Here is a 14,096-nt window from a genome sequence, read left to right as displayed (position 1 = left end):
AGCAATTATTGAAGGTAGTTTACATATAAAAAACGTAATTATAGATATATGAAGCATTTACTGTAATATTTCTCATATATTTATAAAACATATAAAAAAGTCGTTTGTAATACTTTGGGACTAGCATTTGTAATGCTCTTTTGAATAGCATATAAGTATAGAGCAATTTAAGGGAGGGACGTTATGTTTGGTTGCAATTACTATTCCTATTTAAATAACATTTATTTTATTTGGGCTTTAGTTATAAGCTATGTGATTCAAGCTATTTCATATTATAGGTTAGCTGAAAAGGCAGACCTTAATAATAGGTGGATAGCTTTTATTCCTTTTTTCCAATTTATAATTTTTTTCCACATAATTGATAAGAGTGCGTGGAATATATTATTTGCCTTTATTATAATAATACCATTTATAGGTCCATTAATTTTGGCCATTTTATATATAGTATGGTATGTGGAATTTTATCAGAGATTTAAGACGCCTACAATATGGATGGTATTGAGTATAATATTTATACTTGTGGCATGGATATATTTACTTTATATGGCTTTCTGTTACAAGGTTAGATATATAGGAGTAAATAAATTCTCAAAAAGAAAATTTTAAAACCTATAAAGGAGAGTAAGAATTAATCTTTATTCTAACTTTTAGATTTTTATTGGTTTTAGCTCTATTTATTTGGAGGATTAAGAATTAATTCATGCTAAGTAAGTAGAAAAGGAAAAGAGTCCACATAGTGTAAATTAAAGATTCATGCAAGGTTATACAACTTTACATGAATCTTTTAGTTTTTAGGTGAGTTTAATATAATTTTTTTAATGTATAAATTATAAAAAACATATGATACACTATAAATAAAATGTACAAAAAACAACACACTAATGAAATAAAAATAAAAAATAATAGAAAAGTGTATTTTATTATAATACACTTTAGCTCTAAAATGAAATATTATATATGAAACCATTGAAAAATCTGATATTTTAGTGTTGAATAGCAATTGGCATAACAATTGCTATTTAAATTATATGTGTAAGGAACAATAATGTAGCTAGTATAGATAATGATAAGGTATACATATTTAAATTAATGCTATTTAAAAAATAGGAGAGTATAATGGTTAAAAGCAAAGAGAAATTATTAAATGAAGAGAATAAAAAAATAAGGAGTATAAAGATGTAAGTGTATGGAGAAGAGCAGTTGCTATGATGGTTGACTGGTATTTAGCGTCCGTATTAGCAGGAGTACCTGTAATGCTTATTTACAGCATGGATACCGGACAAGCTACCATTGCGAGTTCTTTATCAGCAATGTCATTTAAAAGTGGCATGCTGGCTGGAATTTTAGCAATACTAGCATCCTCTGCATATTATCTCCTAATACCAACATTTTTGTATAAGGGACAAACTTTAGGTAAGAAACTACTAGGTATAAAGGTAATTAGAATGGATAATAAGGATGTTAGTTTAAAAACTATGTTTAGACGTGAAATTATTGGAATAATGCTTGTGGAGGGTAGAATTGTTTCTAGTAGTGAATACTTACGTCAAATGATTCGATTAGGATTAAATTCTAATAGATACTATGTGGTACTTGAGTACATAGGTACTATAATTACCATAGTATCAGTTATATTAATGTATGCAACAGTTGAAAAAAGGATGATTCATGATTACATCGGTAAAACTAAGGTAGTTAGGATGTAACTATAAGGTGCAAATAATTCAGACAAATGTAATTAAAATGCAAAGAGTGAAAGTTAATTAATTAGATTATTTATTTTTTTATTATATATAAATAAAATAACATTTAAGAAGGTAGGTGGAAACTATGAAAAAAATATATCTATTCTGTAGTCAAGGTATGTCTACGAGTTTATTAGCACAAAAAATGCAAAATGTAGCAGATGCTCATAAACTTCCAATTGAGGTTAAGGCTTTTCCACATGGCAAGCTGCAGGAAATTGTTGATACTCTTAACCCAGATTGTATATTGTTAGGACCACAGGTTAAATATTTATATGAAGAAACTGTGGAAAGATTTAAAGATATCGATGCTCCAATATCAGTAATCGATTCAGCAGATTATGGAATGATGGATGGAGAAAAGGTTTTAAAAAAGGCAATTATACTTATTAAAAAAAATAAAAAATAGGGGGGCTTAAAATGTTTGCAACATTAGAAAGAGTATTAGTTCCAATTGCAGATAAGCTTGGAAAAAATAAAATTTTAGTTGCAGTTCGTGATGGATTTTTAATAACAACACCATTACTTATAGTAGGATCCATTTTCTTATTAATAGCTAATTTCCCAATACCAGGCTGGTCAGAGTTTTGGACAAGATTTCTTGGAGAAGGTTGGGAAGCATGGTTTACAAATGTATCTAGAGCAACATTCAATATAATTGCTTTATTAACTTGTGTAGGTACAGGATATGCTTATGCTAGAGAACTAAAGGGGGACAAAATTCAAGGTGCTGCCGTAGCAATGGTTGCCTTTATTATTCTTATGCCAACAAGAATTCCATTTGAAGGTGTTAAAGGTAAAGAAACTATGAGTGCACTAGGTTTTGAATACGTAGGTTCTAACGGTATATTTTTGGCACTTATTGTATCTATATTATCAGTATATGTATTTACTTGGGCTTATAAAAAAGGTTGGACAATTAAAATGCCAGATGGAGTCCCACCAGCAGTATGTGACTCATTTGCAGCTTTAATTCCTAGTGCAATAGTTATTGGTATATTTTTCCTTGTACGTGTAGGATTTGAGCTTACACCATTTGAATCAGCACATAATTTCATATATACAGTATTACAAACACCACTGCAAGGAGCAGGAAACACATTAATAGCACAAATTATTTATAGCTTGGTATGTACAGTTTTCTGGTTCTTTGGAATCAATGGTCCAGCAGTTGCAAATTCAGTATTCTCACCAATTTTCAAAATATTAACAATCGAAAATTTGGAAGCATTTGAAGCAGGAAAGGCATTACCAAATATATTTACAGACCCATTCTCAAACTTTTTTACAGGTTTTGGAGGGGGCGGAAGTACTCTTTCACTAGTTATAGTAATGTTATTATTCTGTAAATCAAAGAGAATTACACAATTAGGTAAGTTGTCAATTGTCCCAGGAATATTTGGAATAAATGAACCAATTATTTTTGGATTACCTATTGTATTAAATCCAATATTAATTGTTCCTTTTGTTGGAGTTCCAATAATCAATTTGATGCTTTCTACATTTGCAACTAAGGCGGGAATTATTCCTTATACTACAGGGGTATCATTGCCATGGACTACTCCAATAGGATTTTCAGGATACCTATCCACAGGAAGCTTATTTGCAGGAGTATGGCAAATAGGATTGCTAGTACTTGGATGTTTAATTTACTATCCATTTATAAAAATGTTAGATAAACAATACTTAAAAGATGAAGAAGAAGCAAAGAATAACGCATCAGACGAAGAAGATATTTCATTTGATGATTTATCTTTTGATGACCTTTAGGAGGTAAAGCAATGAAGGTTTTAATGATATTTGACCAAACCCAAGCAGGGCAAGGTGGTAAGGAAAACCCTAATTTGCCTTTAGGTGGTAAAGCTATGGCTATAGGTTCAGCAAGTATGTTAGAACCGGCATTAAAACAAGTAGATGGAAAGGTTGTAGCTTGTTTATATTGTGGAGATGGATTTTTTAAAAAAAATGAAGATGAGGTAAAATTAAAAATGACTGCCATGGTAAAAAAAATCAATCCAGATGTAGTTATATGTGGACCAGCTTTTAATTATGCTGGATATGCAAAAATGTGTGCAGTTTTAGCTCATGAAATAAATGAAAAAACTGATATTCCAGCTATAGCTGCAATGTCAAAGGAAAATGAAGAAACTATCTCAGAATATAAGGATTTAGTAAATATTGTAGTTATGCCTAAAAAGGGTGGAACAGGGTTAAGTGAATCACTTAGAAATATTTGTGCTTTAGCTAAGAAGAAAGTTGACGGCGGAGATATAAGTGATTATATAAAGAAAATATGTTATTAAAAAATAGGTAGTCTAATTTAGTTAGACTACCTTTTCACATAAGAATATGAAATATGGAGGTAGTGCTTTTATAAAATATACAAATTATGTGAATATAAAATATTAGATTTAAAGCACAAGCATAGTATGGAAAAAATTTTAAATAATAAAATAGATGAATTAAAAGATAGTCTAATAGAACATATTATAGAAGTGGTAAAAATACCAAGTATAAAGGGTGAAGCAAAGCCACAGGCACCCTTTGGAGAAAATGTTAATAATGCACTAATGAAGGCACTAGAAATTTCTAAAGAATTAGGTTTTAAAACAAAAAATATTGATGGATATATGGGATATGCACAATTAGGTGAAGGAGAAGATTATATAGGAGTTTTAGGACATTTAGATGTGGTTCCTATAGAAGAGGGATGGAATAACCCACCATTTAGTGGACACGTTGAAGATGGCAAAATTTATAGTAGAGGGGTACTAGACAACAAAGGACCAATTATTAGTGCTTTATATGCATTATATGTCATAAAGGAATGTAATTTAAAATTGAACAAACCAGTACGCATTATATTTGGTACTGATGAAGAAAGTGGATTTAAAGATTTAAATTATTATTTGACAAAGGAAAAACCTCCAATTATGGGGTTTACGCCTGATTGCAAGTATCCAGTGGTTTATGGTGAGAGGGGCAGGGCTAAAATTAAGATAGGAACAAAGGTGTATAAAGAAAATTATGAAGAATTAACGCAAGAATTTTTTAATATGGTTAACGATTACTTTTTATCTAGTAAATCAGATGGCGATAGATTAGGAATTAATTATAATGATAAAGAGTTTGGATCTATGGAGATGCGAAAGTACTATTTAGATATGAAGGAAGGTTGTTTAAATTTTCAATTTGACTTAAGTTATCCAGCTGTATGCACTATAGAAGAAATAATTGAACAAATAGAATCTAAAATTTCAACTAATTTTCAAATAGAATTATTACAAAATTATAATCCAGTTAGGTTTGAAAAAGATTGTTTTTTAGTTAAGTCTTTGCAGGAAGCATATGAGGAAGTTACCTGTTTAGACGGTACTCCAGTTACAACTACAGGTGGAACTTATGCGAAACTTATGCCTAACATTGTACCCTTTGGACCATCTTTTCCGGGACAAAAGGGTATTGCACATAATCCTAATGAATATATGGACATTAACGATATTATTTTAAATGCAAAAATATACACTCAGGCAATTTATAAATTAGCAAAATAAAATATTATAAACAAAATTATTTTTATTAAGGTTATGATTAAACCACAAAAAGGTACAATGCGGTGGAATTATGAAATTTCTCCTCTATGACTTGCATAAAAGCTCGGAACAATAAATTTAATTTAAGAAATTCTAATCTTTTAGCCATATAAAATTAAATTTAAATAGTTCCTTTGCTTCTTATGCAAGTCATTACAGAGAAATTTCATAATTCAGGTAGTGTAATGCTTTTGTGGGATAATAATGTTATTAGTTCATATTAATAAGACGCACACATATTAATAAGACATACATGAAAGAAAAGGGGTAAAGAAATATGAAATTAAGTGATAGCACACTAAAATTAATGAGAGAAATTACTCAAACAATCGGAATTTCAGGTAATGAAAAATACATTTCAAAGGCATTGCAAAAGCATTATAGAAAATACACAGATAAAATAATTTTCGATAATTTAGGTTCAGTTTTTGCAGTAAAATCTTGTGGAAAAGAAAATGCTAAGAGAGTTATGATCTGTGGGCATATGGATGAAGCGGGATTTATAGTTAATGGAATTACAGATATGGGATTAATTAAAATATTACCTTTAGGCAATATTGAAAATCAAGCTTTATTAGCTCAAAGAGTTAGATTAATAAACAGAGAGGGCGAGGAATTTAAGGGAAGTATAATAGATAATGGCTCTGAAAGAGACAAGTCTAAGGCAATAGAAGTGAGTAAACTATTAGTAGATATTGGGGCAACTAGCAAAGAGGAAATTGATAAATTAGGAATAAAGTTAGGAGACTCAATTGTAGCTGATGGGCAATTTGAAGTGTTGGCAGGAGATAAAAGAATTATTTCTAAAGCTTGGAACAATCGTTATGGTTGTGTTATGGGTATTGAAATATTAGAAGCGTTAAAAGATGTGGATTTAGATGTGGATTTATATATTGGATGTACAGTGCAAGAAGAAGTTGGATTAAGAGGCGCTCAAACTTCTACTAATCTAATTAAGCCTGATTTAGGCATTGTAATGGATTGTTTAGGAGCAAATGATGTGAATGGTAATAAAGAATCAATGGGTAAGTTAGGAGAAGGTGTATTAATTAATTATTATGATAAATCTATGATGCCTAATAGAGCGCTTTTAAATCATTTAGTTAATATTTGTAAATCGAAAGATATAAAGCATCAATATTTTTACTCCATGGGAGATGGAGATGCTGGATGGATTCATAAATTACTTATAGGTTGCCCAACTTTAACTATTAATATATGTGCTAGAAATATAAATACAAATAGTTCAATTATTCATGTGGATGATTACATAGCTGCAAAAGAAGCGATCATAGAAGTAATTAAATCATTAGATGAAGAAACTATTGAAAAATTCAAGTCAGAAAATAGATAAAATTCATATATTTAGTGTATAAAATATATGAATAAATGTGTTGGAGGAAAGCTCATGAGTGAAAATAGGATAGAACCATATGGCAATGTAGATTTACAAATGCTAAAGGAGTTAAGTGAAGCTGATGGAATATCAGGTTGTGAGAAAGAAGTTAGTAGAGTTGTTAAAAAGTATTTAGATAATTATGCTGATGAAATTTTATATGACAACCTAGGATCGATTATTGGACTAAAAAAAGGTAAGAATAATGGACCAAGGGTTATGATTGCTGGACATATGGATGAAGTAGGATTTATGGTAAGAGATATTGATGACAAAGGTTATATAAAAATATTACCTGTAGGGGGATGGTGGGGACATGTATTGCCTTCACAGGAAATGATTTTAACCACATCAAAAGGTAAAAAAATTACTGGTATCATTGGAAGTCGTGCACCACATGGAATGTCAGTTTCAGAGAAGGCAAAAGTAATTAAGCCTGTTGATTTGTTTATGGATTTAGGGATAGATACAAAAGAACAGGCAGAAGAATTGGGAATACAAATTGGAGATATGATAACGCCTAATTCTAAATTTAAGATTATGAATAATCCAAATTATTTAGCAGGTAAGGCGTGGGATGACAGAATAGGTGTGGCAGTGGCGATAGATGTATTGAAGGAGCTTCAAAACGTTGAGCATTGTGCAAATATTTATGCAGTTGGCACAGTTCAAGAAGAAGTGGGATTAAGAGGAGCTAGAACTTCCACACAGGTTGTAAAACCAGATATTGCTTTTGCATTAGATGTGACAACAGCTAAGGATACTCCAATGGATAAAGGGGAAGTAAAACTAGGTGGAGGAGTAATACTTAGTATACTAGATTCTTCAACACTAGCGAATAGAGGATTAATTAAAAAGTTAGAAGAAATTTCTGAGAAATTAGGATTAGATATAAACTATGATTGTATGACTGCAGGCGGCACGGATGCAGGAAATATACACAAAACATTTCAGGGTATTGTAACAATGACATTATCTATACCAACAAGATATATGCATTCACCTAGATTAATAATTCATCGAAAAGATTATGTACAAACAGTAAAGGTTATTGCAGAGTTTTGTAAAATATTAAATTGGAAATTGATAGAAGAAATAAAAGATAATAATAGATAGCTTTACGAAAAATTTAGGAGAGTGAGTATTATGGAATTTATTAAAGATATTAAAATAAATAATAGTTTTTTAGAGGATTTAAAAATTGTATTAAAGGAAAAAACAATTAAAGATGTGCCTGATGAATTTAATCCTTTTGGTAAGGGAGTAGCAAAAGGATTAAACTGTGTATTGGACATAGCTAAATCCTATGGATTTAATACAGTTAATTTAGATAACTATGTAGGCTATGCGGAGTTTGGACAGGGTGATGAATACGTAGGAGTATTAGGACATATAGATGTGGTGCCGGAAGGCAATGGTTGGAATACAAATCCCTTTGAACCTATAATAAAAGATGAAAAATTATACGCTAGAGGAGCCATAGATGATAAAGGGCCAATAATGGCAGCTCTTTATGCAGCAAAACTATTAAAGGATTCTAATGTTAAATTATCCAAAAAAGTTAGAATTATTTTTGGAACTAATGAAGAATCTGGTACAGAGGATATAGACTATTATTTAAAGAAAGAAAAAGCACCTAAATATTGTTTCACTCCAGATGCATACTTTCCAATAGTAACCTCTGAAAAGGGTATTTTTACCTTTGAATTAGTTCAAAAGTTAGAAAATAATCTTTGTGGCTATAAAATAGACTATATAAAAGGTGGCAAAAAATCTAATATAGTTCCTGATTATTGTGAGTGTAAAATAATACATGATGGCAATTCTAAATTACTTCAGGTATTTAAAGATGAAGGTTTAAAGGAAAAGTATAGAATAGATTTAGAATCTCATGAAAATCACATTATTATAATAAGCAGAGGAAAAGCTTCTCATGGAAGTACACCAGAAGCAGGAGAAAATGCTATAGCTAATATGATATTATACTTAAATGAAATATTAGATTTTCAAGATAGCTTTACAATGTTTTTAAAGGATTTTTCACAGTTAATTGGAAAGGATTATAGTGGAAGTAAATTAGGAATAAATTTTTGGGATGAGGAGTCTGGAAATTTAACTTTAAACTTGGGAATTATTAATGGTAATAGTTCAGAAATACGCATGAGATTTAACATTAGGTATCCAGTTACAGTTTCTAGTGATAGTATAGTAAACAATATTAATGAGAAAATAAAAGATACTAATTTAACTTTTCATATGGGAAATCATAATCCACCATTGCATTTCCCAAAGGAGCATAAAATGATAAAAGCTTTAAAAAAATCATATGAAGATATAGTAGGGGAGGAAGCGGAACTTTTATCTACAGGTGGAGGAACTTATGCTAAATTAATGCCTAATACAGTAGCTTTTGGAGCCTTATTTAAAGGTAGTGAGGATTTAGCTCATAAAGCTAATGAATTTATAGAAATATCCTTACTTGAAAAATGTATTAAAATTTATGCTAAAGCAATTTATGAATTAGCTAAATAATTTAGTAATATTAATATCTCAACTTTGCGCATGATTTTTAGAATTTATATTAGATAATAATTGAAATTATAAATAGCAAATATCCAATATCAATAATGTGGACTTTTTTCATTTCATTTAGAAAATTTCTGATTTATTTTTCAATCAATATATAACCCAGCACTCAGTGAAAGATTAATGAATGAACTATTACTGAGTGCTGGGTTGGATTATATACTTTTATAGACTAGGTCTTTCATATAAGTATATAGTAAAAATAGTTAAGAAAAGTATTTCTGTATTAGATAAATTAATATTGTAAACTCTTTCTATAACAGATTTTAAGCTTAACGATATAGTATAGTAGTTTGGAAAAACAGATTTAATTTTATTTAAAGTAGGTAGAGAATCAAAGTCCATTAGATTAATTCTGTCATATACCATATCAAGGTGAATACGAAAGAAATTTTTTACTATATCATCAGTGAAATAGTTTGTAAGTTCATTATCTAAATTGGATAAACTTGATAAGAACTCCTCGTATGCAGAATTATTAAGGCTGTATTGATAACTTGAAGCAACATCTTTAATTATATTTAGATAATCTATAAAAAAGTCAATGATAGCTTCACTGCTTATTTCTTTATTAATCATATTACTAGCAGTATCCTTTATTAGCTTTTTAAAACTATTGAGAATAATATGCTTCTGCTTTAAAAATGAATGACTAGTTATTACGGAATTTTTATCATATATAAAATAGCCATCTACCATATCTAAGGAATCTAATAAAACCCTTTCTTGAGATAATTGAGTATTTAGCATGTTTTTTAATTCATCAGGTAAATCGGGACTATTTATTTTAATTTGTTTCTTATTATGAATAAAATAGTCTGAATAAGCGTTAGCAATGGCTAGTTTAATATCATTTTTCAACTGACCTACATTATAAGGGCAATGATAGGATAATAAACAAAGCATTGTGTTATAGGATACCCAAATAGGCTTATTTAGTTTTATACTTTCATTTTTTATAAAATATTCTACAAGGGTAAGTCTTTCCTCTAAAAGCCTTTCCTCTAATCCCGGTATGTAAATTTTTATTGGAATTCTCCTTATAAATGTATCTAAAAGAGAAGAGCTTATATCCTTATTTGTTGCACAGATTATACGAGCGGAAGAATGAATTTTTTTTGTTACCTCTCCAAATCTCTTAAAGTAGCCTGTATCCATAAACACAAAAAGCATTTCTTGACCTTCACTAGGAAGATTGTGTATTTCATCTAAGAATAAAATACCTCCGTCAGCCTGCTCTATTAGTCCAGCTCTGTTTTCAGTTGCACCAGTAAAGGTGCCTTTTTTTACGCCAAAAAGATGGGAACTTAATAGCTGGGTGTTATTTGAATAATCTGAGCAGTTAAAATGTAGAAAAGGCATGTTTTTCTTAATATCTAGTGATTTAGCATATTCATGCATTAATTTTGCTAACATGGATTTACCAACACCAGTGTCTCCGATAATCAGGCAATTCATTCCGTTATCTGGATACAAAATAGCTGTTTTAGCTAGTTTTATAGATGGTATCAATGATGGATAGAGATAAGCTAGATTATCCATAGATGATTTTGCCGTAAAATCTACATTAGTAGAATTGTTTAAAAAGTATTTTACAGGTCTCGAACTATTTTTATATAATAAGCCTTCATTAACTAGTAAATTTAAGTCTTTACTTATATTAGACCTCTCTAAATTTAACAATTCACTAACTTCAATAGTGGTTACTCCACTACCTTTATCTAATGTTTTTATAGAATTGTATACTAAATCTATTCTTTTCATAATATCCTATCCCCTTATAAATAATGAAGTGTGTAATTAATTTTAAATTATTGTGTCAATAATTGTGTAAATAAAACACACTATGCAGAAAAATAACCTATGTAAACGTGTATATGTATTATTCTACAATACACTTGATACAAAAATCAATTATTAGTTAGGAAAAGTGTTTAAAAGCATAAGTAAATTGAAAAATCATTGTGTATTTTATAGTTGGCATAGTTATTGCATAGATAATAAGTATCAATAACTAACAATTAAGAATGGAGGAAAAAGTTTATGAAGTGGGCAATAATAGCAACGTGGAGAATGGCAGTTGAAGGAATAACTAAGGCATGCAAATCATTAGAAGATAAAGCCCCAGCAGGAGATGCTATAGAAGAGGCAATTAGTATGGTTGAGGATTATCCTTTTTATAAATCAGTTGGATATGGTGGATTGCCAAATGAAAACGGTGAAGTTGAGTTAGATGCAGCTTATATGGATGGGGATACTTTATCTATAGGAGCAGTAGCTGGTATAAGAGATTTTAAAAATCCTATAAGTATAGCTAAAAAATTAAGTGACGAAAGATTCAATTGCTTTTTAGTAGGAACTGGAGCAGATGAATATGCTCATAAAAATGGCTTTGAAAGAGTTAATATGTTAACAGATAGAGCTAAAATGCATTACAAGAAAAGAGTTAAAGAAACTGTAGAAAAAGGTTTAAGTCCTTATGATGGACATGATACCGTTGGTATGATAGCATTAGATGCTAATGGCTCTATGGCTTCTGGTACATCAACTAGTGGGTTATTTATGAAAAGAAAAGGAAGAGTTGGTGATTCACCAGTTTGTGGTTCAGGTTTCTACGTAGATAGTGAAGTGGGAGGAGCAACAGCTACTGGACTTGGAGAAGACTTAATGAAGGGCTGCATTTCCTATGAAATAGTTAGACTTATGAAAGATGGATGTACTCCACAGGAAGCTGCAGATAAAGCTGTTGAAGATTTGAATGAAAAATTAATTAAAAAGAGAAAGAAAGCAGGAGATTTATCTGTAGTATGTTTAAATAATAAGGGTGAATTTGGAGTAGCAACTAATATTGATGGATTTTCTTTTTCAGTGGCTACAGATAGTAAGGAACCTACAGTTTATGTATGTAAAAATGTAGATGGAAAAACAACCTATGAAGTAGCAAGTCAGGAATGGTTAGATGCATACACTAAAAGAATAACATCTCCTATAACATTTGATTAGTTTATTATAATAGCTTAAAATTCAAATTAGTTTTACTAGCATTTTGCATCATTACAGTACTTTTCAAATACACATTTTTTAGTTTCTTGAATTAACTAGCACTATAGATTAAGAAGTGTTATAGATAAAGCAATGTTATAGGTAAAGTAGTATTATATATAGATAAAGCAATGTTATAGAATAATTAGTTTTGTAGATTAAAATACAGTTATGATATTATAAGTATGCATAGGTATATGAAATAAACTTATAATTATTAGTCAACAAAACTGCACTTTAGCATAAGAAGTGGCGGGAGAGTTTCATAAGCATATAAAACAAGGGGGAAAAGCAGTGAGTATTTATGAGGCTTGTGTAGGAAAATTCAAAGATGCTATCTCTATGGAAAAGTTAGGAGCCAACAGAATAGAATTATGTGATAATTTATTAGAGGATGGCACTACTCCAAGCTATGGTACTATAAAGACAACTATAGCTAATGTAAAAATACCTGTAATGGTTATAATTAGGCCAAGAGGGGGTTCCTTTGAATATTCAAGGGAAGAAGTAGAAATAATGAAAGAGGACATCAAAATAGCTAAAGAATTAGGTGCTCATGGAGTAGTTATTGGTGCCTTAGTCCATAGCAATATAGATATAAAAACAGTGAGAGAACTAGTAGAAATATCAAAGCCAATGAGTGTAACTTTCCATATGGCTTTTGATGAAATAGAGGACAAGTTCTCTGCTATAGATCAGCTGGTAAGTTTGCAAGTAGATAGAATATTAACTAAAGGCGGAAAAGTTAATGCCTTAGAGGGAAAAGATGAATTGAAAGCTTTAGTCCAATATGCTAATGGAAGAATTACAATTATGCCTGGAAAAGGTGTTACCAAAGAAAATAGACAATATATTTTAGATTATACAGGTGCAACTGAAATTCATGGCAGTAAGGTAGTTTAAAAGTTAAATTTAATAATGGACAGTTAAAAAAGAAAAGAGGAGATAGGTATGGAGGATTTAGAATTAATATCATTCCAATTAATTAGTAATGTAGGAGATGCAAAGTCATCTTTATTTCAGGCTCTAAAAGCATCAAGAGAAGAGAATTTTGAGCTAGCAGAAAAATGTGTTGAAGATGCAGAGGCAAGTTTATTAAAGGCTCATGAATCACATAGTTCATTAATTCAGCAAGAAGCTTCGGGCGAACCAGTAAAAGTATCATTGCTTTTAATGCATGCAGAAGATCAATTGATGACCACAGAAACATTAAAAGCAATTACCGAGGAAATGATTTTAACACATAAAAAATACTCAAAATAATCATATGATTCAACCACAAAAGAGAGTGCCCACAAAAGGTACAATGTAGTGGAATTATGAAATTTCTCCTCCATGACTTGCATAAGAACTGGGAACAATAAATTTAAACAGCTCCTTTGCTTCTTATGCAAGTCATTCAAGAGAAATTTCATAATTTAAGTAATGTAATACTTTTGTGGGATAATCATGATATAGTTTAATTAAAACATTTAAGGAAATTTGTAATTGTACTATTGACAGTTTTTATTGAACATGTTAATATATTACACAATTAAGTGATATTTCACAGCTTTCAGTGCACTGGAGTATTAGTTTTTAGTTAACTTAAAGGTTGTAATTTTTCACTTAAAATTGTCAAGAAATATACCATGAAGTGAGTGTATCTAGGGTTATACTTAAATTAGAGTTACACCTGAGCATAAGCATTAGTTATTAGTGTGTTGCTGGGCTAATATTTATACTTCAATTAAA

Annotated in this window: 12 protein-coding genes and 1 pseudogene; 12 read left to right on the top strand and 1 reads right to left on the bottom strand. The window is 30.0% G+C overall.

What is annotated here, in order from left to right:
- Nucleotides 1-183: 183 nt before the first annotated feature.
- The 9 genes and pseudogenes from CC89_RS02410 to pepV all read left to right on the top strand — a co-directional run bounded on the left by CC89_RS02410 (nt 184) and on the right by pepV (nt 9,266).
- A complete protein-coding gene (locus tag CC89_RS02410) occupies nt 184-606 on the top strand; it encodes a DUF5684 domain-containing protein (RefSeq protein WP_051931336.1) in 423 nt (140 codons plus the stop codon).
- 587 nt (nt 607-1,193) lie between these two features.
- Nucleotides 1,194-1,706, top strand: a pseudogene (locus tag CC89_RS02405) (RDD family protein); the annotation flags it as partial.
- Between the two features lie 124 nt (nt 1,707-1,830).
- The gene (locus CC89_RS02400) at nt 1,831-2,154 is read left to right on the top strand and encodes a PTS sugar transporter subunit IIB (RefSeq protein ID WP_035287692.1); all 324 of its coding nucleotides are present in this window, start codon (nt 1,831-1,833) and stop codon (nt 2,152-2,154) included.
- Between the two features lie 11 nt (nt 2,155-2,165).
- Nucleotides 2,166-3,515 (top strand): PTS sugar transporter subunit IIC, encoded by a 1,350-nt coding sequence (locus CC89_RS02395; protein ID WP_035287689.1) that lies wholly within the window; start codon nt 2,166-2,168, stop codon nt 3,513-3,515.
- An 11-nt stretch (nt 3,516-3,526) separates the two neighbouring features.
- Nucleotides 3,527-4,048 (top strand): GrdB-related putative oxidoreductase, encoded by a 522-nt coding sequence (locus tag CC89_RS02390; protein WP_035287685.1) that lies wholly within the window; start codon nt 3,527-3,529, stop codon nt 4,046-4,048.
- 126 nt (nt 4,049-4,174) lie between these two features.
- Nucleotides 4,175-5,299: a Sapep family Mn(2+)-dependent dipeptidase gene (locus CC89_RS02385; RefSeq protein WP_035288666.1), complete on the top strand. Its 1,125-nt coding sequence runs from the start codon at nt 4,175-4,177 to the stop codon at nt 5,297-5,299.
- 316 nt (nt 5,300-5,615) lie between these two features.
- A complete protein-coding gene (locus tag CC89_RS02380; RefSeq protein ID WP_051931335.1) occupies nt 5,616-6,692 on the top strand; it encodes a M42 family metallopeptidase in 1,077 nt (358 codons plus the stop codon).
- Between the two features lie 54 nt (nt 6,693-6,746).
- Nucleotides 6,747-7,850: a M42 family metallopeptidase gene (locus CC89_RS02375; RefSeq protein WP_035288663.1), complete on the top strand. Its 1,104-nt coding sequence runs from the start codon at nt 6,747-6,749 to the stop codon at nt 7,848-7,850.
- A 30-nt stretch (nt 7,851-7,880) separates the two neighbouring features.
- Entirely contained in the window at nt 7,881-9,266 is a 1,386-nt protein-coding gene (pepV, locus tag CC89_RS02370; RefSeq protein ID WP_035288661.1) for a dipeptidase PepV, read from the top strand.
- 219 nt (nt 9,267-9,485) lie between these two features.
- Here pepV and CC89_RS02365 read toward each other — a convergent pair whose 3' ends face one another.
- Nucleotides 9,486-11,084 (bottom strand): sigma 54-interacting transcriptional regulator, encoded by a 1,599-nt coding sequence (locus CC89_RS02365; RefSeq protein WP_035288658.1) that lies wholly within the window; start codon nt 11,082-11,084, stop codon nt 9,486-9,488.
- Nucleotides 11,085-11,363: 279 nt separating this feature from the next.
- On the opposite strand from CC89_RS02365, the gene CC89_RS02360 reads away from it, so the two are divergent.
- The 3 genes from CC89_RS02360 to CC89_RS02350 all read left to right on the top strand — a co-directional run bounded on the left by CC89_RS02360 (nt 11,364) and on the right by CC89_RS02350 (nt 13,625).
- Nucleotides 11,364-12,323 carry a glycosylasparaginase gene (locus CC89_RS02360; RefSeq protein WP_035287747.1) on the top strand — a complete coding sequence of 320 codons (960 nt, stop codon included), beginning with the start codon at nt 11,364-11,366 and terminating at the stop codon, nt 12,321-12,323.
- 333 nt (nt 12,324-12,656) lie between these two features.
- The gene (locus tag CC89_RS02355) at nt 12,657-13,265 is read left to right on the top strand and encodes a copper homeostasis protein CutC (RefSeq protein ID WP_035287745.1); all 609 of its coding nucleotides are present in this window, start codon (nt 12,657-12,659) and stop codon (nt 13,263-13,265) included.
- A 48-nt stretch (nt 13,266-13,313) separates the two neighbouring features.
- On the top strand, nt 13,314-13,625 hold the full coding sequence (locus CC89_RS02350) for a PTS sugar transporter subunit IIA (protein ID WP_035287744.1): 312 nt from the start codon (nt 13,314-13,316) through the stop codon (nt 13,623-13,625).
- The last annotated feature ends 471 nt before the right edge of the window (nt 13,626-14,096 follow it).

Source organism: Clostridium sp. KNHs214 (assembly GCF_000744935.1).
Classification (GTDB): Bacteria; Bacillota; Clostridia; order Clostridiales; family Clostridiaceae; genus Haloimpatiens.
This window is presented reverse-complemented; position numbering and strand designations above follow the sequence as displayed.

Coding starts and splice junctions, on each gene's coding strand:
- CC89_RS02395 (WP_035287689.1), top strand. CDS start 2,166: ATGTTTGCAACATTAGAAAGAGTATTAGTTCCAATTGCAGATAAGCTT.
- CC89_RS02360 (WP_035287747.1), top strand. CDS start 11,364: ATGAAGTGGGCAATAATAGCAACGTGGAGAATGGCAGTTGAAGGAATA.
- CC89_RS02375 (WP_035288663.1), top strand. CDS start 6,747: ATGAGTGAAAATAGGATAGAACCATATGGCAATGTAGATTTACAAATG.
- CC89_RS02350 (WP_035287744.1), top strand. CDS start 13,314: ATGGAGGATTTAGAATTAATATCATTCCAATTAATTAGTAATGTAGGA.
- CC89_RS02385 (WP_035288666.1), top strand. CDS start 4,175: ATGGAAAAAATTTTAAATAATAAAATAGATGAATTAAAAGATAGTCTA.
- CC89_RS02410 (WP_051931336.1), top strand. CDS start 184: ATGTTTGGTTGCAATTACTATTCCTATTTAAATAACATTTATTTTATT.
- CC89_RS02400 (WP_035287692.1), top strand. CDS start 1,831: ATGAAAAAAATATATCTATTCTGTAGTCAAGGTATGTCTACGAGTTTA.
- pepV (WP_035288661.1), top strand. CDS start 7,881: ATGGAATTTATTAAAGATATTAAAATAAATAATAGTTTTTTAGAGGAT.
- CC89_RS02365 (WP_035288658.1), bottom strand. CDS start 11,084: ATGAAAAGAATAGATTTAGTATACAATTCTATAAAAACATTAGATAAA.
- CC89_RS02390 (WP_035287685.1), top strand. CDS start 3,527: ATGAAGGTTTTAATGATATTTGACCAAACCCAAGCAGGGCAAGGTGGT.
- CC89_RS02380 (WP_051931335.1), top strand. CDS start 5,616: ATGAAATTAAGTGATAGCACACTAAAATTAATGAGAGAAATTACTCAA.